The organism is Brevundimonas sp. (genome assembly GCF_004210735.1).
Classification (GTDB): Bacteria; Pseudomonadota; Alphaproteobacteria; order Caulobacterales; family Caulobacteraceae; genus Brevundimonas.
This window is the reverse complement of sequence record NZ_SDZL01000002.1, coordinates 45,302-71,385: the sequence shown is the minus strand read 5'-3', so window position 1 is coordinate 71,385 and position 26,084 is coordinate 45,302. Positions and strand designations below refer to the sequence as shown.

The following is a 26,084-nucleotide window of genomic DNA, read 5'->3' as shown; positions in this document are numbered from 1 at the left end:
TCCGAAGGTCCTAGTGGTCGGCCGACGGCGTGGTCGTTTCGGTCGTGGCCGGGGCGGCGGCTTCGGGAGCCGGAGCCGAGCCTGCTTCGGTGGCGGCGGCGCCTTCGGCCGGAACCGCACCCTCGGCCGGCGCGACGGCGCCCGGCTGGCGCGCGGGATCCGGCGCCGGAACGGCGTAACCGCCCGAGCCTTGCTGGCGCAGCCAGGCGATCAGGTTGGTGCGGGTGTTGGTGTCGCGGATGCCGGCGAACGACATCTTGGTGCCCGGAACATAGCGGCCCGGTGCGGTCAGGAAATGATCCAGCTCGTCATAGCCCCAGGTCGGCGCCTCGGCCTTGTGCTTGGACATGGCGTCCGAATAGGCGAAGCCCGCGCGGTGCATGACCGGGCCGCCAACGACGCCGAACAGGTTCGGACCGATGCCGTCCGCGCCGCCCGAGTTGACGGTGTGGCAGGCCTGGCAGCGCGCGAAGGCGGCCTGGCCGGCGGCCACGTCGGCGACCGGCAGGACCGTGCCCCAGTCGGTCGGCAGAACGACTTCGGCGCCCGCCGCAGCCTCGTCCGGCGCATCAACGAAGTAGCCCATCTTTTCAGGGGCCTTGGTGTGATAGACCGCGCCAGACACCTGCTGGACCACCAGGATGACGAAAGCCGTCGCCAGGCCCGCGCCCATGATCTTGTTCAACTTCAGATCGCCGCTCATCGCGTCGTCGCATCCCGTCTCTGAGGCCCTGGCCGCGCAGGCGGCGCTCGGGCGTATCCTTGCGTGGGCGTCTCTTACACGCTAGCGCGACCTTCGCAACCGGCCCGGACACGTCCGGGCGTCGCAGGACGTCGAGAAGCCGATGAATCCGTTGATATTGATACCCGCTCGCATGGCCGCGACCCGTCTGCCGGGCAAGCCGCTGGCGGATATCGGCGGCAAGCCGATGATCGTGCGGGCCTGGGAACAGGCGATGAAGTCCGGCTTCCGCGTCGCCGTGGCGGCAGGCGATCCCGAGATCGTCGAGGCCGTTCAGGCGGCGGGGGGCCAGGCGGTGCTGACCGATCCGGCCCTGCCCAGCGGTTCGGACCGCATCCGCGCGGCGGTCGAGGCCATCGACCCCGAGGGCGTGCACGAGGCGATCATCAATCTTCAGGGCGACATGCCGTTCGCCGATCCGGATCTGGCCCGCTCGTGCGCCCAACTGCTGGAACGGGAACCGGCCTGCGACATCGCGACCCTGGTGGCGGCAGAAAGCGACGTGTCGGACCGAAGCAACCCGGATGTGGTGAAGGCGGTGCTGAGCCTGGCGCCGGGCGTCGATCACGGCCGCGCCCTCTATTTCACCCGCTCGACCCTGTACGGCGACGGGCCGGTGTGGCGCCATATCGGCCTGTACGGCTATCGCCGCGAGGCGCTGATGCAATTCTGCGCCGCCGCCCCGTCGCCGCTGGAGCAGCGCGAGAAGCTGGAGCAGTTGCGGGCGCTGGAGATGGGTCTGCAGATCTGGGCCGCCGTCATCGAAACCGCCCCCCTGTCCGTGGACAATCCGGCCGATCTGGAGGCGGCGCGCGCGCTGGCCTGAACCGCAACTGGTCGCAAGCTGGACGCACGGTTTCCCCCTGCGATCCGGCGATGTGCCAAACGGGATTCCTACGATTGGAGGGTCCCATGACCACAGTTTTCGCCGCCGCCCTTGCCGCCCTGTCTCTGGCGGTTGCGCCTCAGTCGGCCGCCCCGTCGGCCCAGCCGGCGCAACTGGCCGGTCAGGCGCTGCTGGACGCCCTGTTCGCCAAGGTCGAGGAGGCCGTTCGCACCGAGCACCAGATCGATCCGGCCGAAGAGGTCGCCGGTGGCCATCAGCTGGCGCAGGGCACGACGGGCGATCTGGATTTCGAGGTGGCCGGCGGCTCCTACATGATCGTGGGCGTTTGCGATGAATCGTGCGGCGATCTGGATATCCGCCTGACCACCGCCGATGGCGAACTGGTGGGCCAGGACATTCTGGACGACGATACCCCGGTCGTAACCTTCCAGGCGGAGCCGGGCGCGGGCTTTCGCGCCACCCTGGGCATGACCGCCTGCGGCGCCGCGACCTGCCTGAGCCAGGCCAAGGTCTACAAGCTGGACTGATCCTGGTCGTCCACCCATGCCTGCATCAGGGTGCGGGCGATGGCGATGGGCGGCGGCGGCTTGATGGCGTGGGTGTCCGCCAGCACGGCGCGCATCTCGTCGCGGGTCAGCCAGGCGACGGATTCCAGTTCCGTCTGGTCCGGGCGCGCGTCGTCGGAATCGACCCGGGCGATCAGGCCGATCATCAGTTGCGACGGGAAGGGCCAGGGCTGGCTGGAATGATAGCGCACCGCGGTGACGTTCAGGCCGGCCTCTTCCTTCACCTCGCGGGCGCAGGCTTCCTCGATCGATTCCCCGGGCTCCAGGAAACCGGCGAGGGCCGACATCCGGCCCTCGGGCCAGGCCGCCTGACGGCCCAGCAGGGCGCGCTCGCCCTCCGGGCCCCTGTGCACGATCAGCATGATGGTGACAGGATCGACGCGCGGGAAATGTTCGGTCGCGCAGGCGGGGCAGATCCGCTTCCAGCCGCCGCTCGCGGTCTCGCTGGCCTGACCGCAGGCGGCGCAGAAGCCGTGCCGACGTCGCCAGTCGAACAGACTCTTGGCCCCGCCTGCCATCGCCGCTTCGGGTCCCGGCAGCAGGCTGGCCGCCGTTCGCATGTCATGAAACACGCCCAGACCCGCGAGCGGGCCGCTGCCGGGATCGATGGACCCTTCGAACTCGACGGCGAACACCGGTGCGTTCTTCCACTGGCCCAGATACAGGTCACGATCGGGAACCATGTCACGCGCATGGGCCAAGGACAGCCAGGCCAGACGAGGGCCATCGGGACCGTCCTCAATCAGCGGGCTCCCTTCCCACAGCACCATGGCCAGCGCCTCGGGATTGGCCTCCTGCTCGGCCAGCCAGGCCGCGTCGTTGCGCAGGTCACCGGCGCGATCCAGCGGATTGCCGGCGAAGGTGTTGACGGGAGAAAGAACCATGACGCCTGATAGCACCGCCGGACAGGATAGGCCCATATGCGTTCCGCTCTTATCGCCGCCCTCATGAGCCAGTCATTGACCGAACCGGCGCCGTGGACCCCCACCTCGTGGGTCGAGGCGTTCAAGCCGACGATTGAACGTCTGGAGCAGAGCCTGGTCCTGCCGACCGGCTCCGATCCGATGGACAGCTACGCCCGCGCCTGGTGGATGGACGGACACCTGCTGCACGGCCTTCTGGTGCAGCCGTCGATGGTTCAGGGGCTGGAGGCGGGGCGCGTCCTGTTGCCCGGACCGCCGCCCTATGACGTGCTGGACGGCGGCTGCGGCGTGATCCACGTCGTCTACAACCCCACGCCGATGCGGGTGGAATCCCTCGTGTGCAACGGCGAGTCTTGATTCCGGCGGCCGGGACGGTCATATCCCCTCTCGGAGATCGCGGGCGAAGGCTTCGCCAATCTGGTCAGGGCCGGAAGGCAGCAGCCACAACGAATTCACCTTCGGGTCGCGGTCTCCACCTCCTTTATTGTCAGGGCGCTATCGTCCGACACGCGGTGTCGGACTGCCTGAGCGCGTTTGTGCTCCCTGTATTCGGAACCGTCACACCGGTTCGACCGCTCCTGTCGCTTCGGACACAGGAGCGACCCATGAGCATCCTCGGCAATATCCTTGGCGGCATCTTCAAGAAGAAGAGCGCGCCCGCGACCCCCGCAGCTCCGGCTCCGGCGGCGCCGTCGGCGACCCCGGCAGCCGCGCCTGCGGCCCAGCCTGCGCCGACGATCGAGAACGTCGATGTCGCCGGCATTCTGGACTTCATGAATGATCAGCGGGACCAGAAGCTGAACTGGCGCACCTCGATCGTCGATCTGATGAAGCTGCTGGGCTTTGAGAGCTCGCTGGCCGAGCGCAAGCAGTTGGCGGACGAACTGGGCTATACGGGCGACAAGTCCGACAGCGCGGCCATGAACATCTGGCTGCACCAGCAGGTGATTCAGAAGATTCGCGATAACGGCGGGCAAATCCCCAGCGATCTGTAGGCGCGCGTCGCGAGGGGGTGCGCAGTTGCGCCCTCTCGCGTTAAGACAGGGGCATGAGCGACGCCGATCCGAGTCTCGATGGTCCCCCGTGGGAGGAGGACGCGCCCGAAGTCGAGGAGCGCGACCCCAACACCGACGACATGTTCGGCGCGCCGCCTGCCGCGCCGGAGCCTGAAGCCGTCGTCGCGTCCGAGCCCGCTACGAAGCCCGTTGCCCCCGCCAAGGCCGTTCCGACCCAGGCGGCGGCTGAGCCCGCCCCGGCCGAAGACGGCGCCGCCTACACCGTGCTGGCGCGCAAATATCGGCCGCGTACGTTTGAGGACCTGATCGGTCAGGAGGCGATGGTCCGCACCCTGACCAACGCCTTCGCCACCGGCCGGATCGCCCACGCCTTCATGCTGACCGGCGTGCGGGGGGTCGGCAAGACGACGACGGCGCGCCTGCTGGCCCGGGCGCTGAACAACGAAACCGACGTCATCGACCGGCCCTCGCTGGAGCTGACCGCCCACGGCAAGCATGACGCCGCCATCATGGCGGGCCAGCACATGGACGTGGTCGAGATGGACGCCGCGTCCCACACCGGCATCGACGGCATCCGCGACATCATCGAGAGCGTCCGCTACGCCCCGGTTGATGCGCGCTACAAGGTCTATGTGCTGGACGAGGTCCACATGCTGTCGACGCAGGCGTTCAACGCCCTGCTGAAGACGCTGGAAGAGCCGCCGCCCCACGCGAAGTTCATCTTCGCCACCACCGAGATCCGCAAGGTGCCGGTGACGATCCTGAGCCGCTGCCAACGTTTTGATCTGCGCCGGGTTGAGCCCGAGGTTCTGGTCGAGCACCTGTCGCGCGTCGCCGACCGCGAGGGGATGAAGATCGAGCAGGAGGCGCTGGCCCTTATCTCACGCGCGGCCGAGGGATCGGTGCGCGACGGCCTGTCGCTGCTGGATCAGGCGCTGGTGCAGGGCGAGCGCGGCGAGATCGTCCAGACGACGGTCGTTCGCGACATGCTGGGTCTGGCCGACCGGACCCAGACCATCGCCCTGTTCGAACAGGTGATGGCGGGCAAGACGCCCGAGGCGCTGGAGAGTTTCCGCACCCTGTACGGCTATGGCGCCGATCCGGTGCAGGTGACCAACGACCTGCTGGAGCATTGCCACGCGGCCTCGGTGGCCAAGATGCTGGGGCCGAACGCGACCCGCCTGCCGAATGATCAGGCGCAGAAGCTGGCGGCGCTGGGGGCGGCCATCTCGGCCGGGACGTTATCGCGCACCTGGCAGATGCTGCTAAAGGCGCTGGACGAGGTGCGGCGCGCGCCCAATCCCGCCGATGCGGTGGAGATGGCGATCGTGCGGCTGGCCTACGCCGCCGACCTGCCCGGGCCGGAAGAGGCGCTGAAGGCGATCCAGTCTGGCGGTTCACCGGTGGGCGGGGGTGGTTCCGCCGCGCCGCGCGGCGGCGGCGGCGCTTCGGCGGCGCTGGCGGCCCGACCCATCGCCCAACCGGCCCTGCCCGATCCCCAGACGTTCGAGGCGGTGGTCGCCCTGATCGGTCAGAAGCGCGAGATCACGCTGCAACTGGATGTCGAACGCTATGTGAAGCCGGTCGCCTTCCGACCCGGCGCCATCACCTATGAGCCCGCCCAGGGCGCGCCGCACGATCTGGCGCGGCGGCTGGCCGGACGGCTCACGGACTGGACGGGCCGCACCTGGCTGATCGCCGCCAACGGCCAGGGCGGCGGCGAGACCCTGATCGAACAGGAAAAGAAGGCTCGCGTCGCCCGCCGCGCGGCGATCGAGGCGGACCCCTTTGTCGTGTCGATCATGACGGCCTTCCCCGGCGCGACCCTGGGCGAGATCAAGACGCTGGCGCCGTCGGTCGAAATGCCCGCCATCCCCGACGACGGCGACGTGGACGACGAGGACTAGAGAATCTTCGCCGCCTGATCGAAGTCGAGGCGAGGCGAACGGGGGAACAGGTTCTCGTCCGTGCCGTAGCCGATGTTCATGATGAAGTTCGGCTCGATGTTCCCCTCGGGGAAGAACTCGGCCTTCACCGAGGCCGTATCGAAGCCGGACATCGGCCCAACATCCAGGCCCAGGGCCCGCGCGGCAATCGTCAGATAGCCGCCCTGTAGCGATGAGTTGCGAAAGGCGGCTTCCCGGCGGCCGGCCTCGTCGGCGAACCAGTCGCGGGCGCCCGGCGCGTGCGGGAACAGCTGCGGCAGGGTGTCGTGGAAGTCGATGTCATAGCCGATGATGACGTTGACCGGCGCCTGGCGCGTCTTGGCTTGATTGCCTTCGCTCATCAGCGGGATCAGGCGGTCCTTGGCGGCCTGCGACGTCACGAAGACCAGGCGGGCGGGGGTCATGTTGACCGCCGTCGGGCCGAATTTGGTCAGGTCGTACAACTGGCGGATCAGGGCCTCGGACACCGGTCGGTCCGACCAGGCGTTGCGGGTCCGCGCCTCGGTGAACAGCTGGGCCAGAACGGGTTTGGACACCGCGACATCGCGGGCGGGCAGGGCGTCAAAGGCCATGGGAAATCCTCCAGATCAAACAGCAACTGATTATGTTGCAAAATGGGAGATTTCTGGTGCGGTTCAACCCCATCAGACACAAAAACTGTTGCAAATGATGACGACGGGTGTCGGCAAGGTCGATCAGGGTCTGGAGCGGGCGCGGCGTTCGGCCTATCTAGGGCACATGAAAGATCTCAACGCCCTGATGCAGCAGGCCCAGGCGATGCAGCAAAAGCTGCAGGACGCCCAGGCGAAAATGGCCGAAACCACCGCCGAGGGCACCTCGGGCGGCGGTCTGGTGACCCTGGCGCTCAAGGGGCCGGGCGAAGTGACGTCGGTGAAGATCGACGACAGCCTGATGGTCCCCGGCGAGACCGAGATCCTGGCCGATCTGATTGTCGCGGCCCATGCGGACGCCAAGCGCAAGCTGGACGAAATCAACAGCGCCCTGATGCGCGAGGCCGCCGGGCCGATGGCCGGGATGAACATCCCGGGAATGCCGAAACTCTTCTGATGGCTGCGTCCGCCGGGCCGGAAATCGAACGGCTCATCAGCCTGCTGGCCAAGCTGCCGGGCATGGGCCCGCGCTCGGCCCGGCGCGCGGCGCTGGCGCTGCTGAAACGGCGCGAGCAACTGCTGGTCCCGCTGGCGGCGTCCCTGGCCGAGACGGCCGAGAAGGTCGTCAGCTGTTCGGTCTGCGGCGCGCCGGATACGCGCGATCCCTGCTCCATCTGTGCCGACGGCGCGCGCGACAACGCCTTGATCTGCGTGGTCGAGGAAGCGGGCGCCCTGTGGGCGATGGAGCGGTCGGGCGCCTTTCGTGGCAAATACCATGTGCTGGGCGGCCTGCTGTCGGCGCTGGACGGCGTCGGGCCGGAACAGCTGCGGATCGCCGAGCTGATCGGCCGCGTCAAAGGCGGCGAGAGGGGGAGCGGCCAGGCGCGGGAGGTCGTTCTGGCCCTGCCCGCCACCGTCGACGGCCAGACCACGGCCCACTATCTGGCCGAACGCCTGTCGGCCGCCGGGGTCGAAGTGACCAGTCTGGCGCGCGGCGTGCCGGTCGGCGGCGAACTGGACTGGCTGGACGACGGCACCATCGTTCAGGCGCTGCGAGCCAGACGGCCGGCCTAGAGGCGAACCTTCCAACAGGGCGCGACTCCGTCTAGGAACGGAGCATGAACACGCTTGAACTGATCCTGCTGGTCGTCGCGGTTGTCGCCGGGGGCGGTTTTGTCTGGGCCTTCATGGGCTGGCAGCGGACGCGGGGCGAACTGGCGACGGCGGACCATCGGCTGGCGCTGATGGAAGAGAGCCGCGACGCCATGGGCGAATTCCTGAAAGCCCAGGCGGCGCAGTCGGCCGAGGCGGTGGCGACCAAGCTGGTGGCCCGTGCGACCGAGACCTTCCAGGCCCAGGACCGCGTCGCGCGTGAGCGGATGGAAGCGCAGCTGAAACCCGTCGCCGAGACGCTGAGCCAGTTCCAGGCCCATGTCACCGCACTGGAAAAGGCCCGCGCCGAGGAGACCGGTGGGCTGAAGGAGCAACTGGGGCTGTTGATGGCCGCCTCGACCGCCACCCGTGACGAGGCGCGCCGCCTGACCGAGGCGCTGAAGGGCAATACCGGGCGCCGGGGCCGCTGGGGCGAGCAGACCTGCCGGAATGTGCTGGAGGCCGCCGGCATGGCGGGTCGCTTCGATTTCGAGGAGCAGAACTCCTCGGCCACCGAAGAGGGGCGCCAGCAGCGGCCGGACTTCGTCGTCAAACTGCCGGGCGGCGGCATGTTCGTGATCGACGCCAAGGTGTCGCTGGCCTTTGCCGACGAGGCGGACGGTGACGAGGAGGCGCAGGCCCGCGCCATGTCGCTGCGCACCGCCGCGAGCATGAAGACCCACGTCCGCCAGCTGTCGTCCAAGGCCTATCAGGACCAGTTCAAGCCCAGCCCCGACTTCGTCGCCATGTTCGTGCCCGGTGACGCCTTCCTGGCCGCCGCCCTGGATCATGAGCCGGACCTGATGACTCAGGCCATGGCGTCGCGCGTCGTCATCGTGACGCCGACCACATTGTTCGCCCTGTGCAAGGCGGTCGCCTATGGCTGGCGCGCCGAGGAGCAGGCCCGGAACGCCGAGGACGTCGCGAAGCTGGGCAAGGAGCTTTACAAGCGCCTGTCAGTCATGGGCGGCCACGCCGCCGCCGTGGGCCGCGCGCTGGAGACCGCCGTCGGCAAATACAACCAGTTCGTCGGCTCGTTGGAGAGCCAGGTCATGGTCTCGGCCCGGCGGTTCGAGGACCTGCAGGTTGACCACGAGGGCAAGGATCTGCCCGAACTGCCCGCTGTCGAACAGTCGCCGCGCACCCTGAGCCGCCCCGAGCTTCTGCCCGCCGGAGACTGATCAAAGGAAAGGTTGCTTGACACGAAGGCCTTGACTGATGTAAAGCGTCATTGTCATTTAGCCGCGAGCGCCTTTCATGCCCTCCAGATTTCTGCCCCGCACCTCCGGACCCGTCGCCTTTGGCGTCGTAGTGGTGGCCACCCTGATCCTGGGCGCCCTGGCCGGTGTCGCCATGGGGATGCTGCACGACGTCGACAGTTCGGACCTGCTGCGGATGGGCGGGGTCAGCATCGCCTTCATGGCCGTGGCCCTGGCGACCGGCGTCTGGTGGTGGGGGCAGATCGATGAGGCTGCGCGCGAGGCGCACAAATGGGCCTGGTGGTGGGGCGGCAGCTGCGCCATGGGCTTGGCCGCCGCGGTGCTCATCGCGTTCGGCTTTGTTCACGACGTGCTGCCCGCCTCGATCCGGGCCGCGCCGCCGGAGCATCTGATCCTGGGCGGCGGCTATTTCGTCCTGATCTGCGAGCTGATCGGCTATTCCGTCGCCTGGTGCGTCTGGTGGCTGCGACGGCTGTGAGGGGCGGGCGATGAACAACCACCTCAAGAGCCTTCGTGCCGATCGCAGCTGGAGCCAGGCCGATCTGGCCGAACGGCTGGGTGTCTCGCGCCAGACCGTCAATGCGCTGGAGACGGGACGCTATGACCCCTCATTACCGCTGGCCTTCAAGATCGGGCGGCTGTTCGAGAAGCCGATCGAAGCGATCTTCTCCGAAGACTGACCAGCCTCCCCTCCGCCTTTTAGTCTGTAACCTTCTCCACGAGTCGAAAGGACTTGATGATGAAACTCGTCTTGAATCCCGCGCGCGCGGTCAGTGTCATCGGCAAGCTGGGGGCCGGCATCGCCGCCGGACTGGCGCTTTACGCCGTGGTCGCGGCCCCGGCCGCCCATGCTCAGTCCGCCGCAGCCGCATCGCCACAGGCCGAGGCAGGGCCGGCGCTGTGGGTCGTGCGCGACGCCGACTCGACCCTGTACCTGTTCGGCACCGTCCACATGATGCGGCCCGAGACTCAATGGCGGACGCCGCGGATCGAACAGGCCCTGCGCGCCAGCGACACCCTGTATCTGGAGATCAAGGAGGTCGATGCAGCCTCGGCGGCGACGGTCCAGCCGCTGATGATGAAATACGGAATGGCCGAGGCTGGGCGCGGTCTGTCCACCCTGATGACGGCCCAGGACATGACGCGTCTGGACGCTGTCGCCCGCAGCCTGGGCGCCACCGGAGCGGCGTTCGAGCCCCTGCGGCCGTGGATGGCGGCGCTGCAAGTCACCGTGGCCGGCATCATGCAGGCCGGCTACAGCCCGACCTCCGGCGTCGACCCCCTGCTCAAGGCCGCAGCGGTCGAGGCGGGCAAGCCGGTGATGGGGCTGGAGACGGTCGAGCAGCAGCTGGGCTTCCTGGCCGGATTGCCGGATGCGGTGCAGGCCGATTTCCTGCGCCAGACCCTGACCGATTTCGACGAAGGCCCCGCCAAGCTGGACGCGATCGTCAACGCCTGGGCCAACGGCGACGACGCCGTGCTGAAGCGGGAGATCGTCGATGAGATGAAGACCTGGGGGCCGGTCTATGACGCTCTGCTGGTTCGCCGCAACGCCGACTGGGCCCGCCAGATCAAAACCATGCTGGACGGTTCGGGCACGGCCTTCATCGCCGTGGGCGCCGGTCACCTGGTGGGCGAGGACAGCGTGCAGGCCGCGCTGGCGCGCCAGGGCGTCCTGGCCGAACGGTTGTAGGGATGAATATCGGGGGAGGGGCGCCGCCGCTTCCCCGTCGTCCGTTCACCCTGTCGAAAAGGGTGGAGCGGGCAGCGGGAATCGAACCCGCACGAGCAGCTTGGGAAGCTGCCAGGCTACCACTACATCATGCCCGCGGCGCGCCGACTATCTAGGCGGATTTCCCGTAAAATCCAAGCGAGCTCAGCGCGCGAACAATTCGCCGACGATCCCTGCGGCTGATCCCCAGAAGACCGCACAGGCGGCGATTGCGCCGAGCAGGATCAGGATGCGGGTGGCGATCTTCATCGACGATGGCCGCTGAACCTCATTCTCGACCATCAGCCGCCGGGCCAGGCTTTCGCGCTGTCGGGCGGGGGAGGCATGGGGCGCATCGCCGGTTTCGGCCGGGCGCGGCGCCGGGCGAACGGCCCCCGTCGCCGTCTCGGGGGACGTCGTGTCAGGGGTGGTCGAAGGTTTCGAAGCCGCGTGACGCATGAGTGAGCCCTTGGTGCAACATCGTTCCCTAAACGCCCAAGGTTAAGGTCCGGTTTGGATGCCAGCGTTATTTATGGCGTTGATAAGTCGTTAAGCTTGATGCAAGGAGCCCGCGGGGGACTTCATGGATACAAGCAACGATGCCACGCTGGGGCTCGCGCTGAACCGCGCGGCTTCCCCTGCGATGGGCCGGGTCCGGGTCGAGGCGCCGGCGTGGCACGGGCTGGTGCTGGGTCTGCTGCTGGGCTTGCTGCCCGTGACCTATGTCCTGCTGCTGACGCGCGATGGCGAGCCGCTGGACGCCGAACGCACCCTGCATCTGGCGCTGAACTGGCTGTGCAATCTGGCGGTCCTGGCCGCCGCATGGCGCGCCCATGGCCAGGTGCGGCTGAAGCTGGCGCGCAGCTGGAACGCCGCCTTCTTCTTCCATGGGGCGCTGGCCCTGTTCATCCTGGGGTCGCGGGTCTTCTTCTCGCGCTCGATCATGGCGGTGGCCTTCGCCGCCTCACTGACGCTGGGCCTGATCGCCGTGGCCCTGCGCCATCAGGCCAAGGGGTTGCGGGTCGCGGTGGCGGCGGTCGACCGGTCAGGTTCGGGCGGCGTGGTCGGCGGCGTCTCGGTCGCGGCCCTGGGCGATGTCGTGACCTCGCCGCATCAGGATCTGAGCGCCTATGATCTGGTGCTGCTGCCGATGCATGCGCCGCTGGACGCGGAATGGTCGGCCGCCATGTCGCGCGCCATGCTGTCCGGCGCCCAGGTCCGCCACGTCGCCGAATATATCGAGGAGGCGCGCGGCCGCACCTCGGTCGAGCATTTCCATGTCGAGCATCTGGGTGACCGCACCGTCGCCTCGTACGAGACCGGCAAGCGGATCATGGACATCGCTCTGGTGGTCTTCTTCGCCCCGGTGGTCGTGCCCATCGTGCTGGCGACGGCCCTGGCCGTTCGCGTCAACATGGGCGGGCCGGTGCTGTTCGTTCAGGAGCGCGTCGGGCGCGGCGGCCGCCCGTTCCGGATGTACAAATTCCGCTCCATGCGCCCCGCGGGCGACGAGGTGCGCACGACCAGCGCCGGCGACGACCGGGTCACGCCGCTGGGCCGCGCGCTGCGCCGCTACCGCCTGGATGAGCTGCCACAGCTCTGGAACGTGCTGAAGGGCGACATGAGCCTGATCGGCCCGCGCCCGGAATGGACGCCCCTGAACGAGGCCTATGTCCGCCAGATGCCGACCTACGCCTATCGCAACATGGTCCGCCCCGGCATCAGCGGCTGGGCCCAGGTCCGCTCCGGCTACGCCGGCGACCTGGAGGAAACCCGGGTCAAGCTGAGCTATGACCTGTACTATGTGAAGAACCTGTCCCTGATGCTGGACCTGCAGATCATCCTGCGCACAGCCTGGACGCTGGTCGCCGGTTCCGGCGCGCGATAGTCGAAAGCCGCCATGTCCGCCGTTGACGCCGTCTATCGCCGCCTGCCCATCCCGCTTCAGAACGGACTGTTGACGGCGAAAGGCCTGCAGTTCCGGATGGAGCGGCGTGGGTTTGGCAATAGTGCGCGGGATGCGGAGCTGGCGGCCGCCGAACGGTTGGACGCGGATGAGGCGGATGCCTTGCAACTGCGCCTGCTGCGGGCCTTCGTTGAACATGCCGCGCGCACCAGCCTGGCGCACGGGCGCGCTTTCGCCGCGGCCAGGGTCAGCGCCGACAGCCTGAACAGCCTTGATGATCTGCGCCGCTTGCCGGTGCTGGAGAAGGCGGCCCTGCGGGGTCATACCGGGGACTACCGGTCCTCGGCCGCGCCCGGCTATCTGGTGCCCATGCACACCAGCGGCACGACGGGATCGCCGCTGGCCGTGGGCGTCACGCTGGAAGACATGCGCCGCCGCACCGCCGTTCTGGAACGCGCCTATGGCTGGTTCGGCGTCGGCCCCTTCGACCGCAACGTCCGTTTCAGTGGCCACACGATCTTTCCGGAGGCGGAGCGCAACGGCGTCTTCTGGCGCCACAATTACGCGGCGTCGCAGATGCTGATGTCCTCGTATCACCTGCACGAGGCGAACCTGGATCGTTATATCGAGGCGTTGGCGCGGTTCCAGCCGGCGCGGATCGACGGCTATCCTTCATCCATCGCCCTGATTGCGCGACGCATGCTGCGCAATGACGAGCGCCGTATCCGGCCCCTGCTGGTCATGCCGACCGCCGAGACGCTGGAAGACCATCAGCGCGAGGTGATCGCCGAGGCTTTTGGTTGCCCGGTCAGCAACCAGTACGCCTCATCCGAGGGCGCGCCTTTCGCCTGCGAGGACGAGGGGGGGGAACTGGCGCTGTTCCCGACGACGGGAATCATCGAGGTGGTGCGCCCCGGCACGGACGAACCCGTGGCGCCGGGCGACGACGGCGAACTGCTGGTCACCGGCTTTTCGACCCACGCCTATCCGCTGATCCGTTATCGCATCGGCGACACGGGTGTGATGGCCGGGCGCACCACGCAGCGGCCGGGTTTCCGCCGGCTACTGTCGATCACGGGCCGGCGCGAGGACTATATCGTTTCGCCCGAGCGCGGCCCGGTCGGGCGGCTGACGCCGGTGTTCAAGGCGCTGCCCTCCAGCATCGTCGAAGGGCAAATCGCGCAGATCAGCGCCGATGCGGTCGAGGTCCGCTATGTGCCCGATCCAACCCAGTTCCGTCCCGAACACCTGGATCGTCTGCGGCAGGAGATCGAAGCGCGGTTAGGTCGGATGGAGGTGCGCTTCGTTCCCTATGCCCGGCGTCTGCCACGCGGTCCCAGCGGCAAGCTGCGAGCCGTCATCGGGCTGTCCGAAGCGGCCGTTCGGTCGGCGTCAGCCGATGAACGGGGCGAACCGGTAGGGTAGCCACGCGATGGCGTTCTCGGCCATCGTCAGCCAGACGCCCAGCACCAATCCGTAGCCGCCGATGATGGCCGCGATGATCGGCAGGGCGGCCGTGCGCTCGCTGCGGATCACGCCGGGCAGGGACGCGAAGACGAACAACTGGATCGGCACCAGATACAGGGCCACCCGGTCGACGATGGTGGTCGAGGGCGACACCCACAGCGCCACCAGTGTCACCAGCGATAGCAGGCTCATCCAGGTCCACAACCGCTCCACTTGCGGCTCCAGCGCAAAGCGGCGGCGTAGCAGCAGGAAGAGGATGGCCGGCGCGGCGTTCATCACCACCCGGATCAGGGCGCCTTCCGACGAATAGTTGCGGGCCACGACATAGCGCTGGACGTACAGGTCCGCCCGATCCGCGATCCAGGTCGTATAGAGCAGGCCCAGCATGATGACGATGCCGGCGATGCTCCAGATACGGCCGCGCCCCGTGACCATGGCCACCAGCGGCAGCAGGATCACCGCCGATCGGTGGAACAGCGACGCAAACAGGATCCACATCACGAACCGCAGCGGCCGCTTTCGCGACAGGGCGATCAGGGCGAACAACGCCAGGCCGATGGCGGTGCCCTGGCGCGAATAGCCCATGGCCGCCACGATCACGAGCGACGGCACGGCGACGGCCAGCGCCAGGGCCGGGCGCGGCAGGGTCCGGCAGAAGGCGATCAGCCCGGCGGAGAACACCGCGCCGCAGAACAGGTTCACCCCATAGATGCCCCAGCCCAGCCGGGCGGAGATCCAGTTGACGACGCTGTAGCCGGGGTCGCTGTACCCAATGGCGTCAACCAGATCGATGCGCGCCGCATAGTTGTGGATGCGCAGATACGAGACCCAGTCGGGCCCCACCTCGAAGCGGAAGCCGATGATAAGGGTCAGCGCGACCCAGGTCAGCAGCCACCCCGCCTCACCGCCGGCGCGCCGCGCCACGTCGGGGCGAAAATCGGCCAGCGCCGCCAGTCCGGCGACCGCAAACATGGCCCAATAGATGATCATGTCTGATTCCTGGTGCGGAGGGCGATGAGGCCGAACAGGCTGGAATCGACGCCGACCAGTCGCCGGGCGTCACGCCACAGCAGCAGGTTCCAGATCATCAGCGTCAGCACCGAGGCGACCGCGGCTCCGGCCAGGCCATAGCTCGGGATCAGGGCCAGGTTCAGCACGGCGTTGGCGACGACCGAGATGGCCAGGCCGCGGCTGGCCTCGCGCTCATGGCCGGTCATGGTCAGCAAGGTCGAGACGCTGCCGAAAGCGGCATGGACGACGCGGCCCACGGCGACGATCGCCAGCGCTGTATGGCCCCGGGCGAACTCAGATCCGAAGGCCAGGCCCAGCACGCGATCGCCCCACACTACGAAGACGATGGCGATGGGCACAGTAAGGATGGTCACGGCGGCCGAGCACAGGGCGGCGACCTTTTGCAGGCGACGCGTCTCACCCAGCGCATGCAGCCGGGCCAGAGTCGGCGCGACGGCTAGGGCGATGGCGTGACCGCCGAACGCCAGCAGCGTCCCGCCCTGCATGACGATGCGATAGACGCCGACATCCTCGACCGTCGCCAGGGGCCCCATCATCAGCACGCCCAGATGAAGGTTGATCGTCTGCATGCCAGCCAGCGCCGCCAGCGGCAGGGTGGTGGCGAGCCATCGGGGCTTCTGCGTGGTGTCTATGGGCGAAGCGGACAGACCCTGCGGCCGCGCTCGGCGCAGCAGCCACAGGGTGACAATCAGGCCGACCAGGGCGGCGGCGACGTGCAGGCTCATGGCTCGCGCGGGTGACAGCGATCCGGCCAGCAGCAGGGCGGCCAGCACCAAGGCGATGTGCAGGCCGGGCCGCAGGATGAACTCTTGCAGTTGGCCCAGCACAACCCGGCCCAGACCCTGGAGGGCCGCGCCCTTCAGATTGGCGGCTGCGATCACCGGCACCAGCACCAGACCCCAGGCCCAGGTCGCCATATCGTTCGCCGGTATCCGCCCGACGAAGACCAGCGCCGCCAAGCCGCCCGTGAGCGCGAGGCTCAGCGACAGCCCCGCCGCCAGCCGACCCGACCAGCGCCACACGCCCCGGATCAACCCCAGGTCGCCGACAGCCTCAGCCTTCGCCGTTTCCCGAACCACCAGCGTCGGCAGGCCCAGCTGGGCGGGCGTCGCCAGCAATGACACCAGGGCGAAGACATAGGCATAGGTTCCGTAGCCCTCGGCCCCCAGCGCGCGAGCCAGCACCATGGCCAGCAGCAGCGTCAGTCCCATTGAGGTCACGCGAACCATCAGGCTGCCCATACCACCGCGCAGCAACCGCGCGCGCAGGCCGTTGCCGGCGATCAGGGCGGTCAGGCGCGACAGTCGGCCGGAGGCGGCGTCGCTCATACCGTCTTGCCCTCGATCAAATCCACCGTCGCGCGGGTGACGGCGCCCAGCTCGAACCGCTGGCGGCATAGTTGCAGGCCGGCCTGGCCCATGGCGCGGGCGCGGGGTAGGTCGCGGGCCAGGGTCAGCATGGCGTCGGCCAGGGCGGGGGCGTCGCGGACGGGGATCATCAGGCCGTTGACCCCATCGACGACGGTCTCGCGGCAACCGACCCAGTCGGTGGTGATCAGGGGGCGGGCCATGGCCATCGCCTCCAGATTCACGCGGGGACAGCCCTCGCGGTAATAGGAGGGCAGGACGGCGACATGGGCGGCGGCGTATTCGGCGCGGGGGTCGGGCACGCGGCCGCGCGCCTCGATCAGGCCCTCGGCCACCCAGGCGTCGATCTGGCTCTGGGGCACGGCGGCGGGGTTGGCGTCGGTCCCACCGACCAGCACGAAACGGGCGTCGGGGATGTGGGCGCGGACGCGGCGGGCGGCCTCGACGAACTCATGCACGCCCTTGTCGCGCAACAGGCGGGCGACCATGACGAAGCGCGGCGGCCCGTCGGGCCAGGGGCCGGGCGCATACTGGCTCATGTCCACGCCCGAGCCGTTGACCAGGCCGGTCGGTGTCGAGGCCGCCATGGCGCCGGTCGCCCGCAGCAGGTCGCGGTCGTCGGGGTTCTGAAACACCACCATCTGGGCGCCGGACAGGGCCGCGCGATAGCCCAGCCGCCCTATCAGGCCGATGATCTTCTGCTTGATCCCGCCGCCCTCGGCGAAGGCGTAGCCCAGGCCAGGAATCATGGCGGTGCGCCGCCTGACCCCCGCCAGCCGGGCCAGGATCAGACCATAGATCACCGCCTTGATCGTGTGAGCGAACAGGACGTCGGGACGTTCGCGTCGCAGCAGTCTCCACAGCGACCATACCGGGCCGATATCGGCCAAGGGGTCCAGCGTCGCCTTGCCCAGCGGCCAGGGGTGAAACTCGACCTCCATGTCGGTGAAGCGGGCCGGATCGAACCCGCCCAGCGGCGCGGCGACGGCCAGCACGCGCCAGCCTCGCGCGCGGAAATCCTGCATCAGCGCCCCGCGAAACGCGTGCAGATAGGCAGCGTCGGCGCCCAGAAACAGGATGGTCTTCGTCCGCGCCAGCATATGGCTTTCGTCCCCCCGAACGAAGTTCTGCGGGGCTTCTAGGCCAGGCGGGAGACGTTGACCAGATCGCTCGCCTTACGGGCGGCGCCAGACCACCTCGCCGTCCACCACGGTCAGCACCGCCTGCCCCTTGGGAATGTCGGCGGCGGGGACGGTCATCAGATCGATGTCGAAGGCGGTGAAGTCGGCGCGCTTGCCCACCTCGATGGTGCCCAGCTCGGCCTCGCGGAACGAAGCGTAGGCGGGCCACAGGGTGAACATCTTCAACGCCGTCTCGCGCGAAACGGCCTCCTGCGGGCGCCAGTCGGGGCCCTGGAAACCGTTCAGGTCGCGGCGGGCGACGGCGGCGTAGAACTCGATCAGCGGGTCGCCCCGCTCGACCGGGGCGTCCGAGCCGCCGACCACGATGACGTCGCGATCCACCAGAGTCTTCCAGGCATAGGCGCCGTCCAGCCGCGCGTCGCCCAGGCGGGCGGCGGCGAAATGCAGGTCGCCGATGGCGTGGCTGGGCTGCATCGAGGCGATGATCGGCAGGTCGTTGAAGTAGTGATAGTCGGCGGGCCGCAGGATCTGGGCGTGCTCGATGCGCCAGCGCGGGTCGGCCAGTTTCCACTCGCTGCGGGGCACGTCGCGCATCGCCTGTTCGTACCAGGCGGCGACCGAGTGGTTGCCACGATCGCCGATGGCGTGGGTGGCGATCTGGATGCCGCTGCGCAGCGCGCCTTCATACAGGGGCAGGATGTCCGCCTCGGTCGTCTGCATCAGGCCGGTCGTGTCGGCCCGGTCGGCATAGGGCTCGAACAGCGCCGCGCCGCGCGAGCCCAGGGCGCCGTCGGCATAGAGTTTCACCGCCCGGGTGATGACGCGGCCGTCGGCGACGCTGCGCGGGCCGGACGCGAACAGGGCGCGGGCCCCGTCGGGCGAAATGCCGTTATAAACGCGCAAGGGCGCCTCGCCCGCCTCGGCCATCGCCTCCAGCAGCGGCACGTCCTTCCACGGCGCGCTCATGAAATGCAGGCCGGTCCAGCCGTAACGGGCATAGACGCCGAAGCCCGCCTGATAGGCGGCGCGGGTCGCGGCCTCGTCCTCCTGGGGCATCAGGGGATCGACCAGATCCTGGGCGGCGTCGACCAGCAGGCCGGTGGGGCGGCCGTTCGCGTCCTTCAGGATATCGCCGCCGGCGGGCGCCACGGTGGCGCCGGTGATTCCGACCGCATCCAGCGCGGCGGACGAGGCGGCCAGGGCATGGCCGTCCGCGCGGCTGAGCAGGACGACACGGCCCGGGGCGGCGGCGTCGATGTCGTCACGGGTCAGGAAGCGACCTTCGGGCCAGTGGGTCTCGATCCAGCCGCGGCCGACGATGACGCCTTCAGGGTGCGCCTCGGCCCAAGCGGTCAGTCGCGCCATGGCCTCAACGATCGAGGCGGCGCCTTCGAGGTTCAGCGTCATCTCGCGCCAGCCGATGCCGTCCAGGTGCGCGTGGCCGTCGGTGAATCCGGGGAACAGGGTTGCGCCCTTCAGGTCCACGAGCAGTCCTAGGGATGAGGGTGCGTTCGCGGCGGCGCCGACCCAGGCGATGCGCCCGTCGCGCACGATCACGACCTCGGCCGGGGCTGCGCCGTCGACGCCGGTGTGGATGGTCCCGCCCGTGATGATCAGGTTCTGCGCCAGGGCCGGAGCGGCGACCGAGGTCAGCAGCAGGGCGGCGGAAACGCAGGCGACGGAACGAAGGCGGATCATGAGCGGTCTCCCTTTGAGGCGCAGGGGTGCGCATGGTCGCGCTTGGCGTCAAGCCCGGACGGCGCCCATACTGGCCGGATGAAGCTGTTCACCATCGGATACGAAGGCGAAACCCAAGGCCAGGTGCTGGACCGGCTGAAGACGGCCGGGGTCGAGTTGCTGGTCGATGTGCGGGCTGTGGCGGCGTCGCGCCGAGCGGGTTTTTCCAAGACGGTGCTGGGCGAAAGCCTGAAGGCCGAGGGGATCGACTATCTGCATCTGCGCGCACTGGGCACGCCCAAGGCGGGGCGCGACGCGGCGCGCAAGGGCGACGTCGCCACGATGCGCGCCATCTACGCCGACCACATGGCGGAACCGGCGGCCGAGGCGGAGTATCAGCGGCTCAAGACGTTGGTCGAGGAAAAGCGCGTGGCGCTGTTGTGCTTCGAGGCGGACCACGCGGGTTGCCACCGCGCGATCCTGGCCGAACGGCTGGTGAAGGACGACGGCGTCGAGGTGGTGAACCTCTAGGCCGCCGCCCTCACGATCCGATCAGGGGCGACCGACCACGGCGTCGACCGAGTTGAAGGTCACCGGGTGATACAGCGGCCGGGCCTCGGCGTAGATGCGTTTGGCCAGATCGCGGCCCCAGGCCTCTTCGCCCCACAGGCTGACGAACAGCGGCAGGACGAATTTGCGGCGCCCCTGGCTCTTCAGGAAATGCTCCAGCGTCGGCACGGCGGGCTGATAGCGGTGGGCCACGGCGATCTGCAGCCAGGCGAAGACCAGTTCGGCGTTACCCTCGTCCTTCAGCTTCAGGGTCGATTCCAGATCGGCCAGCTGGGCCGGGGTCAGCCAGTCGGCCGAGGTTCCGCCTTGGGGGCGCCAGCTGAGGAAGCGCTGGCGCTGCTGGGTGTTCCAGTCCTTCCACGGCACGGCCGAGGCCGGGCCCTTGGCGACATAGAAGGCCTGGGCCGCCGCATCGACCGGCTCAAAGGCGTTCGACACCGGCGCCTTGGCGTTCGACGGAATACCGGGACCATAGATCCAGGCGTTCAGCTGAAGCGAAGATTCCAGCGCCGCGTCGCCCTTGATCAGGTGCTGACGCAGATCGGCCAGGAAGCGTTCGTCGGTCATCGGACGGAAGGCGTTGCGGTCGAAATAGCCGCGCAGCCAGGCGTCGAACCGTTCGCGGCCCGCTGTCTCCTCGATGGTGCGCAGCAGGGCGGCGCCCTTGTCATAGGCGATGCTGTTCATGCCGTCGTCGGGATCGCGGCCGGCCAGGTTCAGGTGCAGGTGGGTGTCGGCCGACGGCATGTCCTTGATGTCGTTCAACAGGCCGTCCCAGGCCAGGGCCTGTTCCTGGACCGCCAGCTCACGGCCGTAGATCGCCTCCATGATCCGGTTTTCGAAATAGGAGGTGAAACCCTCGTTCAGCCAGAAATCGTCCCAGGTGGCGTTGGTCACCAGATTGCCCGACCAGCTGTGCGCCAGTTCGTGCGCCACCAGCGACACCAGCGAGCGGTCGCCGGCGATGATGGTCGGGGTGGCGAAGGTCAGGCGCGGATTCTCCATCCCGCCAAATGGGAATGCGGGCGGCAGGACCAGCAGGTCATAGCGGCCCCAGCGATAGGGGCCGTACAGCTTCTCAGCCTCATCGACCATGCGGGCGGTGGGCTCCAGCTCCCACACATCACGGGCCAGGTTCCTGGGTTCGGTCCAGACGCCGGTGCGCTCGTCGATGGCGCCGAAGGCCACGTCGCCCACGCCGATGGCGATCAGATAGGGCGGCACCGGCAGGTCCATCCTGAACCGCCAGGCCTTCTGGTTCGGGCCAGCGGCCTCGCCCTCGGGGCTCAGCATTTCGGCGCTCATCACCGCCTTCAGATCGGCGGGCGTGACGATGCGGGCGGAGTAGGTCTGACGGATGCCGGGGCTGTCCTGGGTCGGGACCCAGGTGCGGGTCAGGATCGCCTGGCCCTGGCTGAACATATAGGGCTTCTGGCCGCCCGCCGTCTGGGCCGGGGTCAGCCATTGCAGGGCCGCCGAGTCCGGGCGGCTGGCGTAGTCGATGCGGATCTTGCGCGTCTCGCCCGCGGCGAAGGCGGGGAAGCGCACCGTCAGCGGCTGGCCCATGATCGGGTCGTCATCGCCCAGCACGAACTGCAGCGGGACGCCCGCCTGGTCGCGGACGGTGTGGATGTCCAGGTTGCGCGCGTCCAGGATGATCTCGGTCGCGCCGAGTTGGGCCGTGACGGTCAGGGTCGCTGCGCCCGACACCGTCTTGGCGGCGAAGTCGGTGGTCAGGTCCAGATCGACGTGGGTGACGCGTGCGATCTCGGGCCGGGCATAGGAGTGAACATCGCGCACATAGTCGGCGGGCGCGGTCACGGGCGGCGTCCCGGGCGTGACGGGCATCGCGCCGGTAGTCGCGCAAGCGCCGAGCGCGGCGGTGAGGGCGAGGGCGGAAACCAGGCCGGCCATGGTGCGGATCATCGAGCGTTCCTTCAGTTTCGAGGGACAACGCCCCCTCGCGCCTGAAAGATCAAGACCTGACGGATCTGGCGGGACGGATCAGCGACCAACTGACGGCCTGGTTCGCGATGCGGGCGGCAGGTGGTGGGCCTTGAACAATCGACCGCGCTCGGCGACCAGCACCGCACCCAACGCCAGCAGGCCGAACAGGGCGAAGCCGATATTGAAGGGTACGGTCGTCCCGTCGAAATGCTGGCCGACATAGAAGCCCGCCAAGGCCCCGCCGATGGTTGAGATAAAGCCCTGGGCCGACGAGGCCGTGCCCGCGATATGGCCCATCGGCTCCATCGCCATCGAGCCGAAATTGCCCGCGATCATGCCGAAGCAGAACATCTTGAGCGTCTGCAGGATGGTGAAGGTCCAGATCGTTTCATGTCCGCTGATGGCGATGACGGCATGGATCACGCCGAAGACGATGAAGCCCAGCAACGCCGTATGTCCGATCATCCGCGAGCCCAGCTTCTCGACCAGGCGGGCGTTCAGCAATGACGCTACGGCGATGCCCCCCGCGATCAGGGCGAAGACAGTCGTGAACAGCTGCGGCGCCTTGAAGACATCGAAGAATATCTGCTGCGACGAGTTGATGAAGCCGAACAGGGCCCCGGTGATCGCCGTCATGGCCAGGGTGTAGCCCATGCCGATACGGCTGCTCAGCGCCTCGCCGAAGGCGGCGGCGATGCGGCTGGCCTGGATCGGACGGCGATCCTCGGGATGCAGGGTCTCGGGCAGGCGGATCGCCGCCCACAGCGCCACGCCCGCGCCGAACAGGCCCAGCACGCCGAAGATCCAGCGCCATGGCGCCACCAGCAGGATCAGCTGGCCGATCGTGGGAGCCAGAATCGGCACACCCAGGAAGACCAGGAAGCTGAGCGACATCACCCGCGCCATGGTTCGGCCGCTGTAGCGGTCGCGGACGATGGATACGGCCAGCACCCGCGTCGCCGCCGCGCCGATCCCCATGCCGATGCGCGACAGGATCAACAGGTCAAAGCTGCTGGCCGCCGACGCCAGCGCGGCGAAGGCGACGTACAGGCCGACGCCCAGCATCAGCACCGGCTTGCGACCGTACCGGTCGGCCAGCGGCCCATAGATCAGCTGCGCCCCGCCGAAGCCCAGCAGATAGGCTGTGATGATCCACTGCCGGTCATTGTCGTGCGCGACACCCAGAGCCTCGCCGATCTGCGGCAGGGCCGGCAGCATGGCGTCGATGGCCAGAGCGTTCATCGCCATCATCATGGCGATCAGACAGACGAACTCCGGAAAGCCGGGCCCCTTGGTGATCGAAGGCGGAACGGGGGACGTGTCAGCGGTAGAGAACATCGGGTGCAGATGCGACCTGCGACGCGCTGCCGCAACCCTGCAGGTCAACTATTTGCTGCGCCGCAACATGAGTTGACGACTGGTGCGGGTGGCCGGGCTCGAACCGGCACTCCTCTCGGAACAGGATTTTGAATCCAGCGCGTCTACCAATTCCACCACACCCGCACAGGTCCGTCGGAAGGCGCGCAATCTAGCGATGCGCGGCGCCGGGTCAACGGCCCTTATTGCAGCCTGAAGCGCATGGTGAAAGCGACGGGGCGGGGGGACGTGTCCTCGTGAGGCGTGACCCGGGCGCGCCGCATGCTTGTGAGCGCGGCCTCATCAAAGCCATAGCCGGCAGGCGCCGCGTAATCGGCGCGGCATTCGCTGAGTCTGCCGTTCGGGGCGGCGAAGCAGGAAATAACCGCAAGCCCTTCGGTTGCGTTGTTCATCTGGGCCACGGGCGGGTACTCGGCCCGAGGGGGCGAGGCCCATTGAAGCAGCGGTCGGTCGCCGGGCTTTGCAGCGGCCGACAGGTCTGTCGCTTCGTCTCTGGGATCGGTGAGCGGTATGCCGCATTCGCCGAAAATGGCTTCGATGCCCTGACGATCATCGGGCAATTTCAACACGATCCGGGTTGCCGGTCCGCTTTCGGGCACGATGCGTAGCGTGAGCTCCTGACCGGTTCGCAGAGCCCGCGCCAACGCCGCAGGGTTTGTGAAGAAGGCGGCTGTCCGGTCGGAGGGAACCAGCCACAACGACGAGGGCAGTTTGCGGCCGTCGACGATGACCTCGATCGTTCGTGCGAAATTGCTGGCGTGCAGCGTTTCCGGACGGGTGGCCGGAGGCAGGCCGATCACGACAACCTCAGGCTGACGCCCGCTGCAACGAAGGGCGATGACGTGCCCGCTGTTGAAGATGGTGGAGGCGGAAACCTGATTGCGACCCGGCCGTTCGATGGTCCAGACGTCCTGTGCGCTTGCTGCGGGCGCCAGCGTGGCGACCGCCGTGGCGCATAGCGAAGCGAGTAGCCCTTTTGTCTTCGGCATTCAGTCCTCCCCTGGCGTCAGCACGCCTGTGGGGCTTGTAACCTTGTAGTTGCATCCGGGGAAGATCCTGAACGCCTAATACGGGAGGGCTACGAGGTCAGCCGCACCACCTGCTCAATGGCGCCGAAGAGGGTGTGGTGCTTGTCGTCCAGCATCTCGATGCGGACGGTGTCGCCGTGCTTGAGGAAGCCGGTTTCGGGCTTGCCGCGCAGGAGGGTTTCGACGGTGCGGACCTCGGCGATGCAGGAATAGCCCAGGCCGCCCTCGGCCACCGGCTTGCCCGGGCCGCCGTCGGCGTCGCGGTTGGACACGGTGCCCGAGCCGATGATCGAGCCGGCGCCCAGGGTGCGGGTCCTGGCCAGGTGGGCGATCAGGGTTCCGAAGTCGAAGGTCATGTCGACGCCGGCGTCGGCCCGGCCGAAGGGCTGGCCGTTCAGCTGGACCGACAGTTCGCCGTGCAGCTTTCCGTCCTTCCAGCGGTCGCCCAGGGCGTCGGGCGTGACCAGCACGGGAGACAGGGCGCTGGCGGGCTTGGACTGGACGAAGCCGAACCCCTTGGCCAGTTCGCCGGGGATCAGGTTGCGCAGGGAGACGTCGTTGACAAGGCCGACCAGACGGATGTGCGACAGCGCCTCTTCGCGCGTCACGCCCTGGGGCACATCGCCGGTGACGACGACGACCTCGGCCTCAAGGTCGCAGCCCCAGGCCTCGTCGGCCAGCGGGATCGGGTCGCGCGGCGGCAGCAGGGAGTCGGAGCCGCCCTGATACATCAGCGGGTCGGTCCAGAAGGTTTCGGGCATCTCGGCGCCGCGCGCCTTACGGACCAGCTCGACGTGGTTCACATAGGCCGAGCCGTCGGCCCATTGATAAGCGCGGGGCAGGGGGCTGGCGGCGTCGCGTTCGTGGAAGCGGCCGCGCGGCACGCCCTCATGCTCCAGGCTTTCGGCCAAGGCCCGCAACAGGGGCTCGCAGCGGTCCCAGTCGTCCAGCGCCGCCTGCAATGTGGGGGCGATCAGGAAGGCGTCCGTGAACCAGTTCAGGTCGTTGGAGACGACCACTAGGCGGCCGTCGCGGCCGTGCTTGAGCGAGGCGAGTTTCATTTGTCCGGCTTAGGCGTTTTCGGCCGATCTGGAAACAGGGTCAGCGGTTCAGCGTTAGCGGTTGAGGGCGCGGCGGGCGGCGCGGAGGTCGGCCAGCCGCTCGTCCTTGCGGCACCAGTGGTCGTTCAGGTCCGAGACCGCCTGACGCAGGACGGCCAAGCGCTGGGCCGGCGTCGGCGCGGGCTTGGCGGGCGGGGGCCTGTGCGGAGGCGGCGCGGGGGCCAGCAGGACCGACCCGGTCTGGATCACCGTGACGCCTGGGGCGGGGTGAGGAGTGTTGTGCGTGGGCGCAGCGTCGTGGTGGCCGTGGTCGTGGTCGGCGTCATGTCCGTGGTCGTCGTGGCCCCCATCGTGGTCATGGCCGCCATGCCCATGGCCGGCGTGAGCGTCGCCCAGGGCGGCGGATATCTGATGCAGGGGGGCGGACAGGCCGCCGGCCAGGGTCAGCACCGGCCCCAGCCGGGCCTCGATGACGCTTTTCACTGTGCGCGCGGCGCCCGGCAGATGGTCGCTGTTGGCCTTCATGGCGGTCTGCAGGGGGGTGTCGATGGCCTTCCACAGGCCGGGGGCGGTGTCCTCCTCGGTCGGGCGCAGGCGGCCGATGGCCCAGCCCAGCGCCAGGAAGCCCAGGGCGACGACCAGCAGCAACGCGAGCAGCAGCGGCGGCAGACCCAGCATCAGCGTCGGCTCGACCGGCGCCAGGTCGGCGCCCGCGCTGAAATCGGCCGGATAGTTGGACACGCCCATCGAAGCCTCCCGGAACGCCGGTATCATGC

Annotated in this window: 27 protein-coding genes, 2 tRNA genes and 1 other RNA gene; 15 read left to right on the top strand and 15 right to left on the bottom strand. The window is 68.4% G+C overall.

From position 1 onward, the window contains the following. Nucleotides 1-10: 10 nt before the first annotated feature. Nucleotides 11-703, bottom strand: a complete 693-nt coding sequence (locus EON91_RS00830; RefSeq protein WP_292090934.1) for a cytochrome c family protein — start codon at nucleotides 701-703, stop codon at nucleotides 11-13. Between the two features lie 142 nt (nucleotides 704-845). Here EON91_RS00830 and EON91_RS00825 point away from each other — a divergent pair, with 142 nt between their 5' ends. After that, complete coding sequence (locus EON91_RS00825; RefSeq protein WP_292090933.1) at nucleotides 846-1,568, top strand: 3-deoxy-manno-octulosonate cytidylyltransferase; 723 nt, start codon at nucleotides 846-848, stop codon at nucleotides 1,566-1,568. An 86-nt stretch (nucleotides 1,569-1,654) separates the two neighbouring features. Then, nucleotides 1,655-2,116: a hypothetical protein gene (locus tag EON91_RS00820; RefSeq protein WP_292090932.1), complete on the top strand. Its 462-nt coding sequence runs from the start codon at nucleotides 1,655-1,657 to the stop codon at nucleotides 2,114-2,116. Here EON91_RS00820 and nudC read toward each other — a convergent pair. Continuing rightward, on the bottom strand, nucleotides 2,101-3,039 hold the full coding sequence (gene nudC / locus EON91_RS00815) for an NAD(+) diphosphatase (RefSeq protein WP_292090931.1): 939 nt from the start codon (nucleotides 3,037-3,039) through the stop codon (nucleotides 2,101-2,103). The genes EON91_RS00820 and nudC overlap by 16 nt on opposite strands. A gap of 36 nt (nucleotides 3,040-3,075) precedes the next feature. Between nudC and EON91_RS00810 the strand changes: the two genes are divergently transcribed. From EON91_RS00810 to EON91_RS00795, 4 genes are all read left to right on the top strand, one after another. After that, nucleotides 3,076-3,435 (top strand): hypothetical protein, encoded by a 360-nt coding sequence (locus EON91_RS00810; protein WP_292090930.1) that lies wholly within the window; start codon nucleotides 3,076-3,078, stop codon nucleotides 3,433-3,435. Nucleotides 3,436-3,464: 29 nt separating this feature from the next. Further along, an RNA gene (gene ffs, locus EON91_RS00805) (signal recognition particle sRNA small type) lies at nucleotides 3,465-3,558 on the top strand. A gap of 125 nt (nucleotides 3,559-3,683) precedes the next feature. Next, nucleotides 3,684-4,073: a DUF3597 domain-containing protein gene (locus EON91_RS00800; RefSeq protein ID WP_292090929.1), complete on the top strand. Its 390-nt coding sequence runs from the start codon at nucleotides 3,684-3,686 to the stop codon at nucleotides 4,071-4,073. A gap of 53 nt (nucleotides 4,074-4,126) precedes the next feature. Further along, a complete protein-coding gene (locus EON91_RS00795; protein ID WP_292090928.1) occupies nucleotides 4,127-6,001 on the top strand; it encodes a DNA polymerase III subunit gamma/tau in 1,875 nt (624 codons plus the stop codon). Here EON91_RS00795 and EON91_RS00790 read toward each other — a convergent pair. After that, nucleotides 5,998-6,612 carry a malonic semialdehyde reductase gene (locus tag EON91_RS00790; RefSeq protein ID WP_292090926.1) on the bottom strand — a complete coding sequence of 205 codons (615 nt, stop codon included), beginning with the start codon at nucleotides 6,610-6,612 and terminating at the stop codon, nucleotides 5,998-6,000. The genes EON91_RS00795 and EON91_RS00790 overlap by 4 nt on opposite strands. A gap of 166 nt (nucleotides 6,613-6,778) precedes the next feature. Here EON91_RS00790 and EON91_RS00785 point away from each other — a divergent pair, with 166 nt between their 5' ends. The 6 genes from EON91_RS00785 (at nucleotide 6,779) to EON91_RS00760 (ending at nucleotide 10,716) form a co-directional block, all read left to right on the top strand. After that, nucleotides 6,779-7,108, top strand: a complete 330-nt coding sequence (locus EON91_RS00785) for a YbaB/EbfC family nucleoid-associated protein (RefSeq protein ID WP_292090953.1) — start codon at nucleotides 6,779-6,781, stop codon at nucleotides 7,106-7,108. Then, nucleotides 7,108-7,725, top strand: coding sequence for a recombination mediator RecR (gene recR / locus EON91_RS00780; RefSeq protein WP_292090924.1), 618 nt, complete (start codon nucleotides 7,108-7,110; stop codon nucleotides 7,723-7,725). The genes EON91_RS00785 and recR overlap by 1 nt, the downstream gene beginning before the upstream one ends. A gap of 44 nt (nucleotides 7,726-7,769) precedes the next feature. Continuing rightward, nucleotides 7,770-8,984, top strand: a complete 1,215-nt coding sequence (locus EON91_RS00775; RefSeq protein WP_292090923.1) for a DNA recombination protein RmuC — start codon at nucleotides 7,770-7,772, stop codon at nucleotides 8,982-8,984. A gap of 76 nt (nucleotides 8,985-9,060) precedes the next feature. Continuing rightward, nucleotides 9,061-9,501, top strand: coding sequence for a hypothetical protein (locus tag EON91_RS00770; protein WP_292090922.1), 441 nt, complete (start codon nucleotides 9,061-9,063; stop codon nucleotides 9,499-9,501). A gap of 10 nt (nucleotides 9,502-9,511) precedes the next feature. Continuing rightward, nucleotides 9,512-9,703, top strand: a complete 192-nt coding sequence (locus EON91_RS00765) for a helix-turn-helix transcriptional regulator (RefSeq protein ID WP_292090920.1) — start codon at nucleotides 9,512-9,514, stop codon at nucleotides 9,701-9,703. A 59-nt stretch (nucleotides 9,704-9,762) separates the two neighbouring features. Continuing rightward, nucleotides 9,763-10,716: a TraB/GumN family protein gene (locus EON91_RS00760; protein WP_292090919.1), complete on the top strand. Its 954-nt coding sequence runs from the start codon at nucleotides 9,763-9,765 to the stop codon at nucleotides 10,714-10,716. A gap of 63 nt (nucleotides 10,717-10,779) precedes the next feature. On the opposite strand, the gene EON91_RS00755 is transcribed toward EON91_RS00760, so the two are convergent. Continuing rightward, nucleotides 10,780-10,853: transfer RNA gene (locus tag EON91_RS00755), tRNA-Gly, on the bottom strand. 46 nt (nucleotides 10,854-10,899) lie between these two features. Continuing rightward, nucleotides 10,900-11,193: a hypothetical protein gene (locus tag EON91_RS00750; RefSeq protein WP_292090917.1), complete on the bottom strand. Its 294-nt coding sequence runs from the start codon at nucleotides 11,191-11,193 to the stop codon at nucleotides 10,900-10,902. A gap of 124 nt (nucleotides 11,194-11,317) precedes the next feature. Between EON91_RS00750 and EON91_RS00745 the strand changes: the two genes are divergently transcribed. Further along, nucleotides 11,318-12,622 (top strand): sugar transferase, encoded by a 1,305-nt coding sequence (locus EON91_RS00745; RefSeq protein WP_292090915.1) that lies wholly within the window; start codon nucleotides 11,318-11,320, stop codon nucleotides 12,620-12,622. Nucleotides 12,623-12,634: 12 nt separating this feature from the next. After that, nucleotides 12,635-14,065, top strand: a complete 1,431-nt coding sequence (locus EON91_RS00740) for an AMP-binding protein (protein ID WP_292090914.1) — start codon at nucleotides 12,635-12,637, stop codon at nucleotides 14,063-14,065. Here the strand turns inward: EON91_RS00740 and EON91_RS00735 are convergent. From EON91_RS00735 to EON91_RS00720, 4 genes are all read right to left on the bottom strand, one after another. Further along, complete coding sequence (locus tag EON91_RS00735) at nucleotides 14,033-15,097, bottom strand: EpsG family protein (protein WP_292090913.1); 1,065 nt, start codon at nucleotides 15,095-15,097, stop codon at nucleotides 14,033-14,035. The two genes, EON91_RS00740 and EON91_RS00735, sit on opposite strands and share 33 nt — an antisense overlap. Then, the gene (locus EON91_RS00730) at nucleotides 15,094-16,467 is read right to left on the bottom strand and encodes a flippase (protein WP_292090912.1); all 1,374 of its coding nucleotides are present in this window, start codon (nucleotides 16,465-16,467) and stop codon (nucleotides 15,094-15,096) included. The genes EON91_RS00735 and EON91_RS00730 overlap by 4 nt, the downstream gene beginning before the upstream one ends. After that, on the bottom strand, nucleotides 16,464-17,606 hold the full coding sequence (locus EON91_RS00725) for a glycosyltransferase family 4 protein (RefSeq protein ID WP_292090911.1): 1,143 nt from the start codon (nucleotides 17,604-17,606) through the stop codon (nucleotides 16,464-16,466). The genes EON91_RS00730 and EON91_RS00725 overlap by 4 nt, the downstream gene beginning before the upstream one ends. Nucleotides 17,607-17,681: 75 nt before the next feature. Next, nucleotides 17,682-19,346 carry an amidohydrolase gene (locus tag EON91_RS00720; RefSeq protein WP_292090909.1) on the bottom strand — a complete coding sequence of 555 codons (1,665 nt, stop codon included), beginning with the start codon at nucleotides 19,344-19,346 and terminating at the stop codon, nucleotides 17,682-17,684. A gap of 78 nt (nucleotides 19,347-19,424) precedes the next feature. Here EON91_RS00720 and EON91_RS00715 point away from each other — a divergent pair, with 78 nt between their 5' ends. Continuing rightward, nucleotides 19,425-19,856 (top strand): DUF488 domain-containing protein, encoded by a 432-nt coding sequence (locus tag EON91_RS00715; protein WP_292090952.1) that lies wholly within the window; start codon nucleotides 19,425-19,427, stop codon nucleotides 19,854-19,856. Between the two features lie 21 nt (nucleotides 19,857-19,877). On the opposite strand, the gene EON91_RS00710 is transcribed toward EON91_RS00715, so the two are convergent. The 6 genes from EON91_RS00710 to EON91_RS00685 form a co-directional block, all read right to left on the bottom strand. Continuing rightward, nucleotides 19,878-21,821 (bottom strand): M1 family metallopeptidase, encoded by a 1,944-nt coding sequence (locus EON91_RS00710; RefSeq protein WP_292090908.1) that lies wholly within the window; start codon nucleotides 21,819-21,821, stop codon nucleotides 19,878-19,880. A gap of 78 nt (nucleotides 21,822-21,899) precedes the next feature. Continuing rightward, complete coding sequence (locus tag EON91_RS00705) at nucleotides 21,900-23,180, bottom strand: multidrug effflux MFS transporter (protein WP_292090906.1); 1,281 nt, start codon at nucleotides 23,178-23,180, stop codon at nucleotides 21,900-21,902. A gap of 80 nt (nucleotides 23,181-23,260) precedes the next feature. Beyond that, nucleotides 23,261-23,345, bottom strand: a tRNA-Leu gene (locus tag EON91_RS00700). A gap of 56 nt (nucleotides 23,346-23,401) precedes the next feature. Then, the gene (locus tag EON91_RS00695) at nucleotides 23,402-24,208 is read right to left on the bottom strand and encodes an energy transducer TonB (RefSeq protein WP_292090904.1); all 807 of its coding nucleotides are present in this window, start codon (nucleotides 24,206-24,208) and stop codon (nucleotides 23,402-23,404) included. Between the two features lie 89 nt (nucleotides 24,209-24,297). Further along, on the bottom strand, nucleotides 24,298-25,308 hold the full coding sequence (locus EON91_RS00690) for a fumarylacetoacetate hydrolase family protein (protein ID WP_292090903.1): 1,011 nt from the start codon (nucleotides 25,306-25,308) through the stop codon (nucleotides 24,298-24,300). Between the two features lie 54 nt (nucleotides 25,309-25,362). Beyond that, nucleotides 25,363-26,055: a hypothetical protein gene (locus EON91_RS00685; RefSeq protein ID WP_292090902.1), complete on the bottom strand. Its 693-nt coding sequence runs from the start codon at nucleotides 26,053-26,055 to the stop codon at nucleotides 25,363-25,365. Nucleotides 26,056-26,084: the final 29 nt, after the last annotated feature.

What these genes read in the sequence shown, in the direction of transcription:
- EON91_RS00830 (WP_292090934.1), bottom strand. Translation starts at nt 703, where the DNA reads ATGAGCGGCGATCTGAAGTTGAACAAGATCATGGGCGCGGGCCTGGCG.
- EON91_RS00825 (WP_292090933.1), top strand. Translation starts at nt 846, where the DNA reads ATGAATCCGTTGATATTGATACCCGCTCGCATGGCCGCGACCCGTCTG.
- EON91_RS00820 (WP_292090932.1), top strand. Translation starts at nt 1,655, where the DNA reads ATGACCACAGTTTTCGCCGCCGCCCTTGCCGCCCTGTCTCTGGCGGTT.
- nudC (WP_292090931.1), bottom strand. Translation starts at nt 3,039, where the DNA reads ATGGTTCTTTCTCCCGTCAACACCTTCGCCGGCAATCCGCTGGATCGC.
- EON91_RS00810 (WP_292090930.1), top strand. Translation starts at nt 3,076, where the DNA reads ATGCGTTCCGCTCTTATCGCCGCCCTCATGAGCCAGTCATTGACCGAA.
- EON91_RS00800 (WP_292090929.1), top strand. Translation starts at nt 3,684, where the DNA reads ATGAGCATCCTCGGCAATATCCTTGGCGGCATCTTCAAGAAGAAGAGC.
- EON91_RS00795 (WP_292090928.1), top strand. Translation starts at nt 4,127, where the DNA reads ATGAGCGACGCCGATCCGAGTCTCGATGGTCCCCCGTGGGAGGAGGAC.
- EON91_RS00790 (WP_292090926.1), bottom strand. Translation starts at nt 6,612, where the DNA reads ATGGCCTTTGACGCCCTGCCCGCCCGCGATGTCGCGGTGTCCAAACCC.
- EON91_RS00785 (WP_292090953.1), top strand. Translation starts at nt 6,779, where the DNA reads ATGAAAGATCTCAACGCCCTGATGCAGCAGGCCCAGGCGATGCAGCAA.
- recR (WP_292090924.1), top strand. Translation starts at nt 7,108, where the DNA reads ATGGCTGCGTCCGCCGGGCCGGAAATCGAACGGCTCATCAGCCTGCTG.
- EON91_RS00775 (WP_292090923.1), top strand. Translation starts at nt 7,770, where the DNA reads ATGAACACGCTTGAACTGATCCTGCTGGTCGTCGCGGTTGTCGCCGGG.
- EON91_RS00770 (WP_292090922.1), top strand. Translation starts at nt 9,061, where the DNA reads ATGCCCTCCAGATTTCTGCCCCGCACCTCCGGACCCGTCGCCTTTGGC.
- EON91_RS00765 (WP_292090920.1), top strand. Translation starts at nt 9,512, where the DNA reads ATGAACAACCACCTCAAGAGCCTTCGTGCCGATCGCAGCTGGAGCCAG.
- EON91_RS00760 (WP_292090919.1), top strand. Translation starts at nt 9,763, where the DNA reads ATGAAACTCGTCTTGAATCCCGCGCGCGCGGTCAGTGTCATCGGCAAG.
- EON91_RS00750 (WP_292090917.1), bottom strand. Translation starts at nt 11,193, where the DNA reads ATGCGTCACGCGGCTTCGAAACCTTCGACCACCCCTGACACGACGTCC.
- EON91_RS00745 (WP_292090915.1), top strand. Translation starts at nt 11,318, where the DNA reads ATGGATACAAGCAACGATGCCACGCTGGGGCTCGCGCTGAACCGCGCG.
- EON91_RS00740 (WP_292090914.1), top strand. Translation starts at nt 12,635, where the DNA reads ATGTCCGCCGTTGACGCCGTCTATCGCCGCCTGCCCATCCCGCTTCAG.
- EON91_RS00735 (WP_292090913.1), bottom strand. Translation starts at nt 15,097, where the DNA reads ATGATCATCTATTGGGCCATGTTTGCGGTCGCCGGACTGGCGGCGCTG.
- EON91_RS00730 (WP_292090912.1), bottom strand. Translation starts at nt 16,467, where the DNA reads ATGAGCGACGCCGCCTCCGGCCGACTGTCGCGCCTGACCGCCCTGATC.
- EON91_RS00725 (WP_292090911.1), bottom strand. Translation starts at nt 17,606, where the DNA reads ATGCTGGCGCGGACGAAGACCATCCTGTTTCTGGGCGCCGACGCTGCC.
- EON91_RS00720 (WP_292090909.1), bottom strand. Translation starts at nt 19,346, where the DNA reads ATGATCCGCCTTCGTTCCGTCGCCTGCGTTTCCGCCGCCCTGCTGCTG.
- EON91_RS00715 (WP_292090952.1), top strand. Translation starts at nt 19,425, where the DNA reads ATGAAGCTGTTCACCATCGGATACGAAGGCGAAACCCAAGGCCAGGTG.
- EON91_RS00710 (WP_292090908.1), bottom strand. Translation starts at nt 21,821, where the DNA reads ATGATCCGCACCATGGCCGGCCTGGTTTCCGCCCTCGCCCTCACCGCC.
- EON91_RS00705 (WP_292090906.1), bottom strand. Translation starts at nt 23,180, where the DNA reads ATGTTCTCTACCGCTGACACGTCCCCCGTTCCGCCTTCGATCACCAAG.
- EON91_RS00695 (WP_292090904.1), bottom strand. Translation starts at nt 24,208, where the DNA reads ATGCCGAAGACAAAAGGGCTACTCGCTTCGCTATGCGCCACGGCGGTC.
- EON91_RS00690 (WP_292090903.1), bottom strand. Translation starts at nt 25,308, where the DNA reads ATGAAACTCGCCTCGCTCAAGCACGGCCGCGACGGCCGCCTAGTGGTC.
- EON91_RS00685 (WP_292090902.1), bottom strand. Translation starts at nt 26,055, where the DNA reads ATGGGCGTGTCCAACTATCCGGCCGATTTCAGCGCGGGCGCCGACCTG.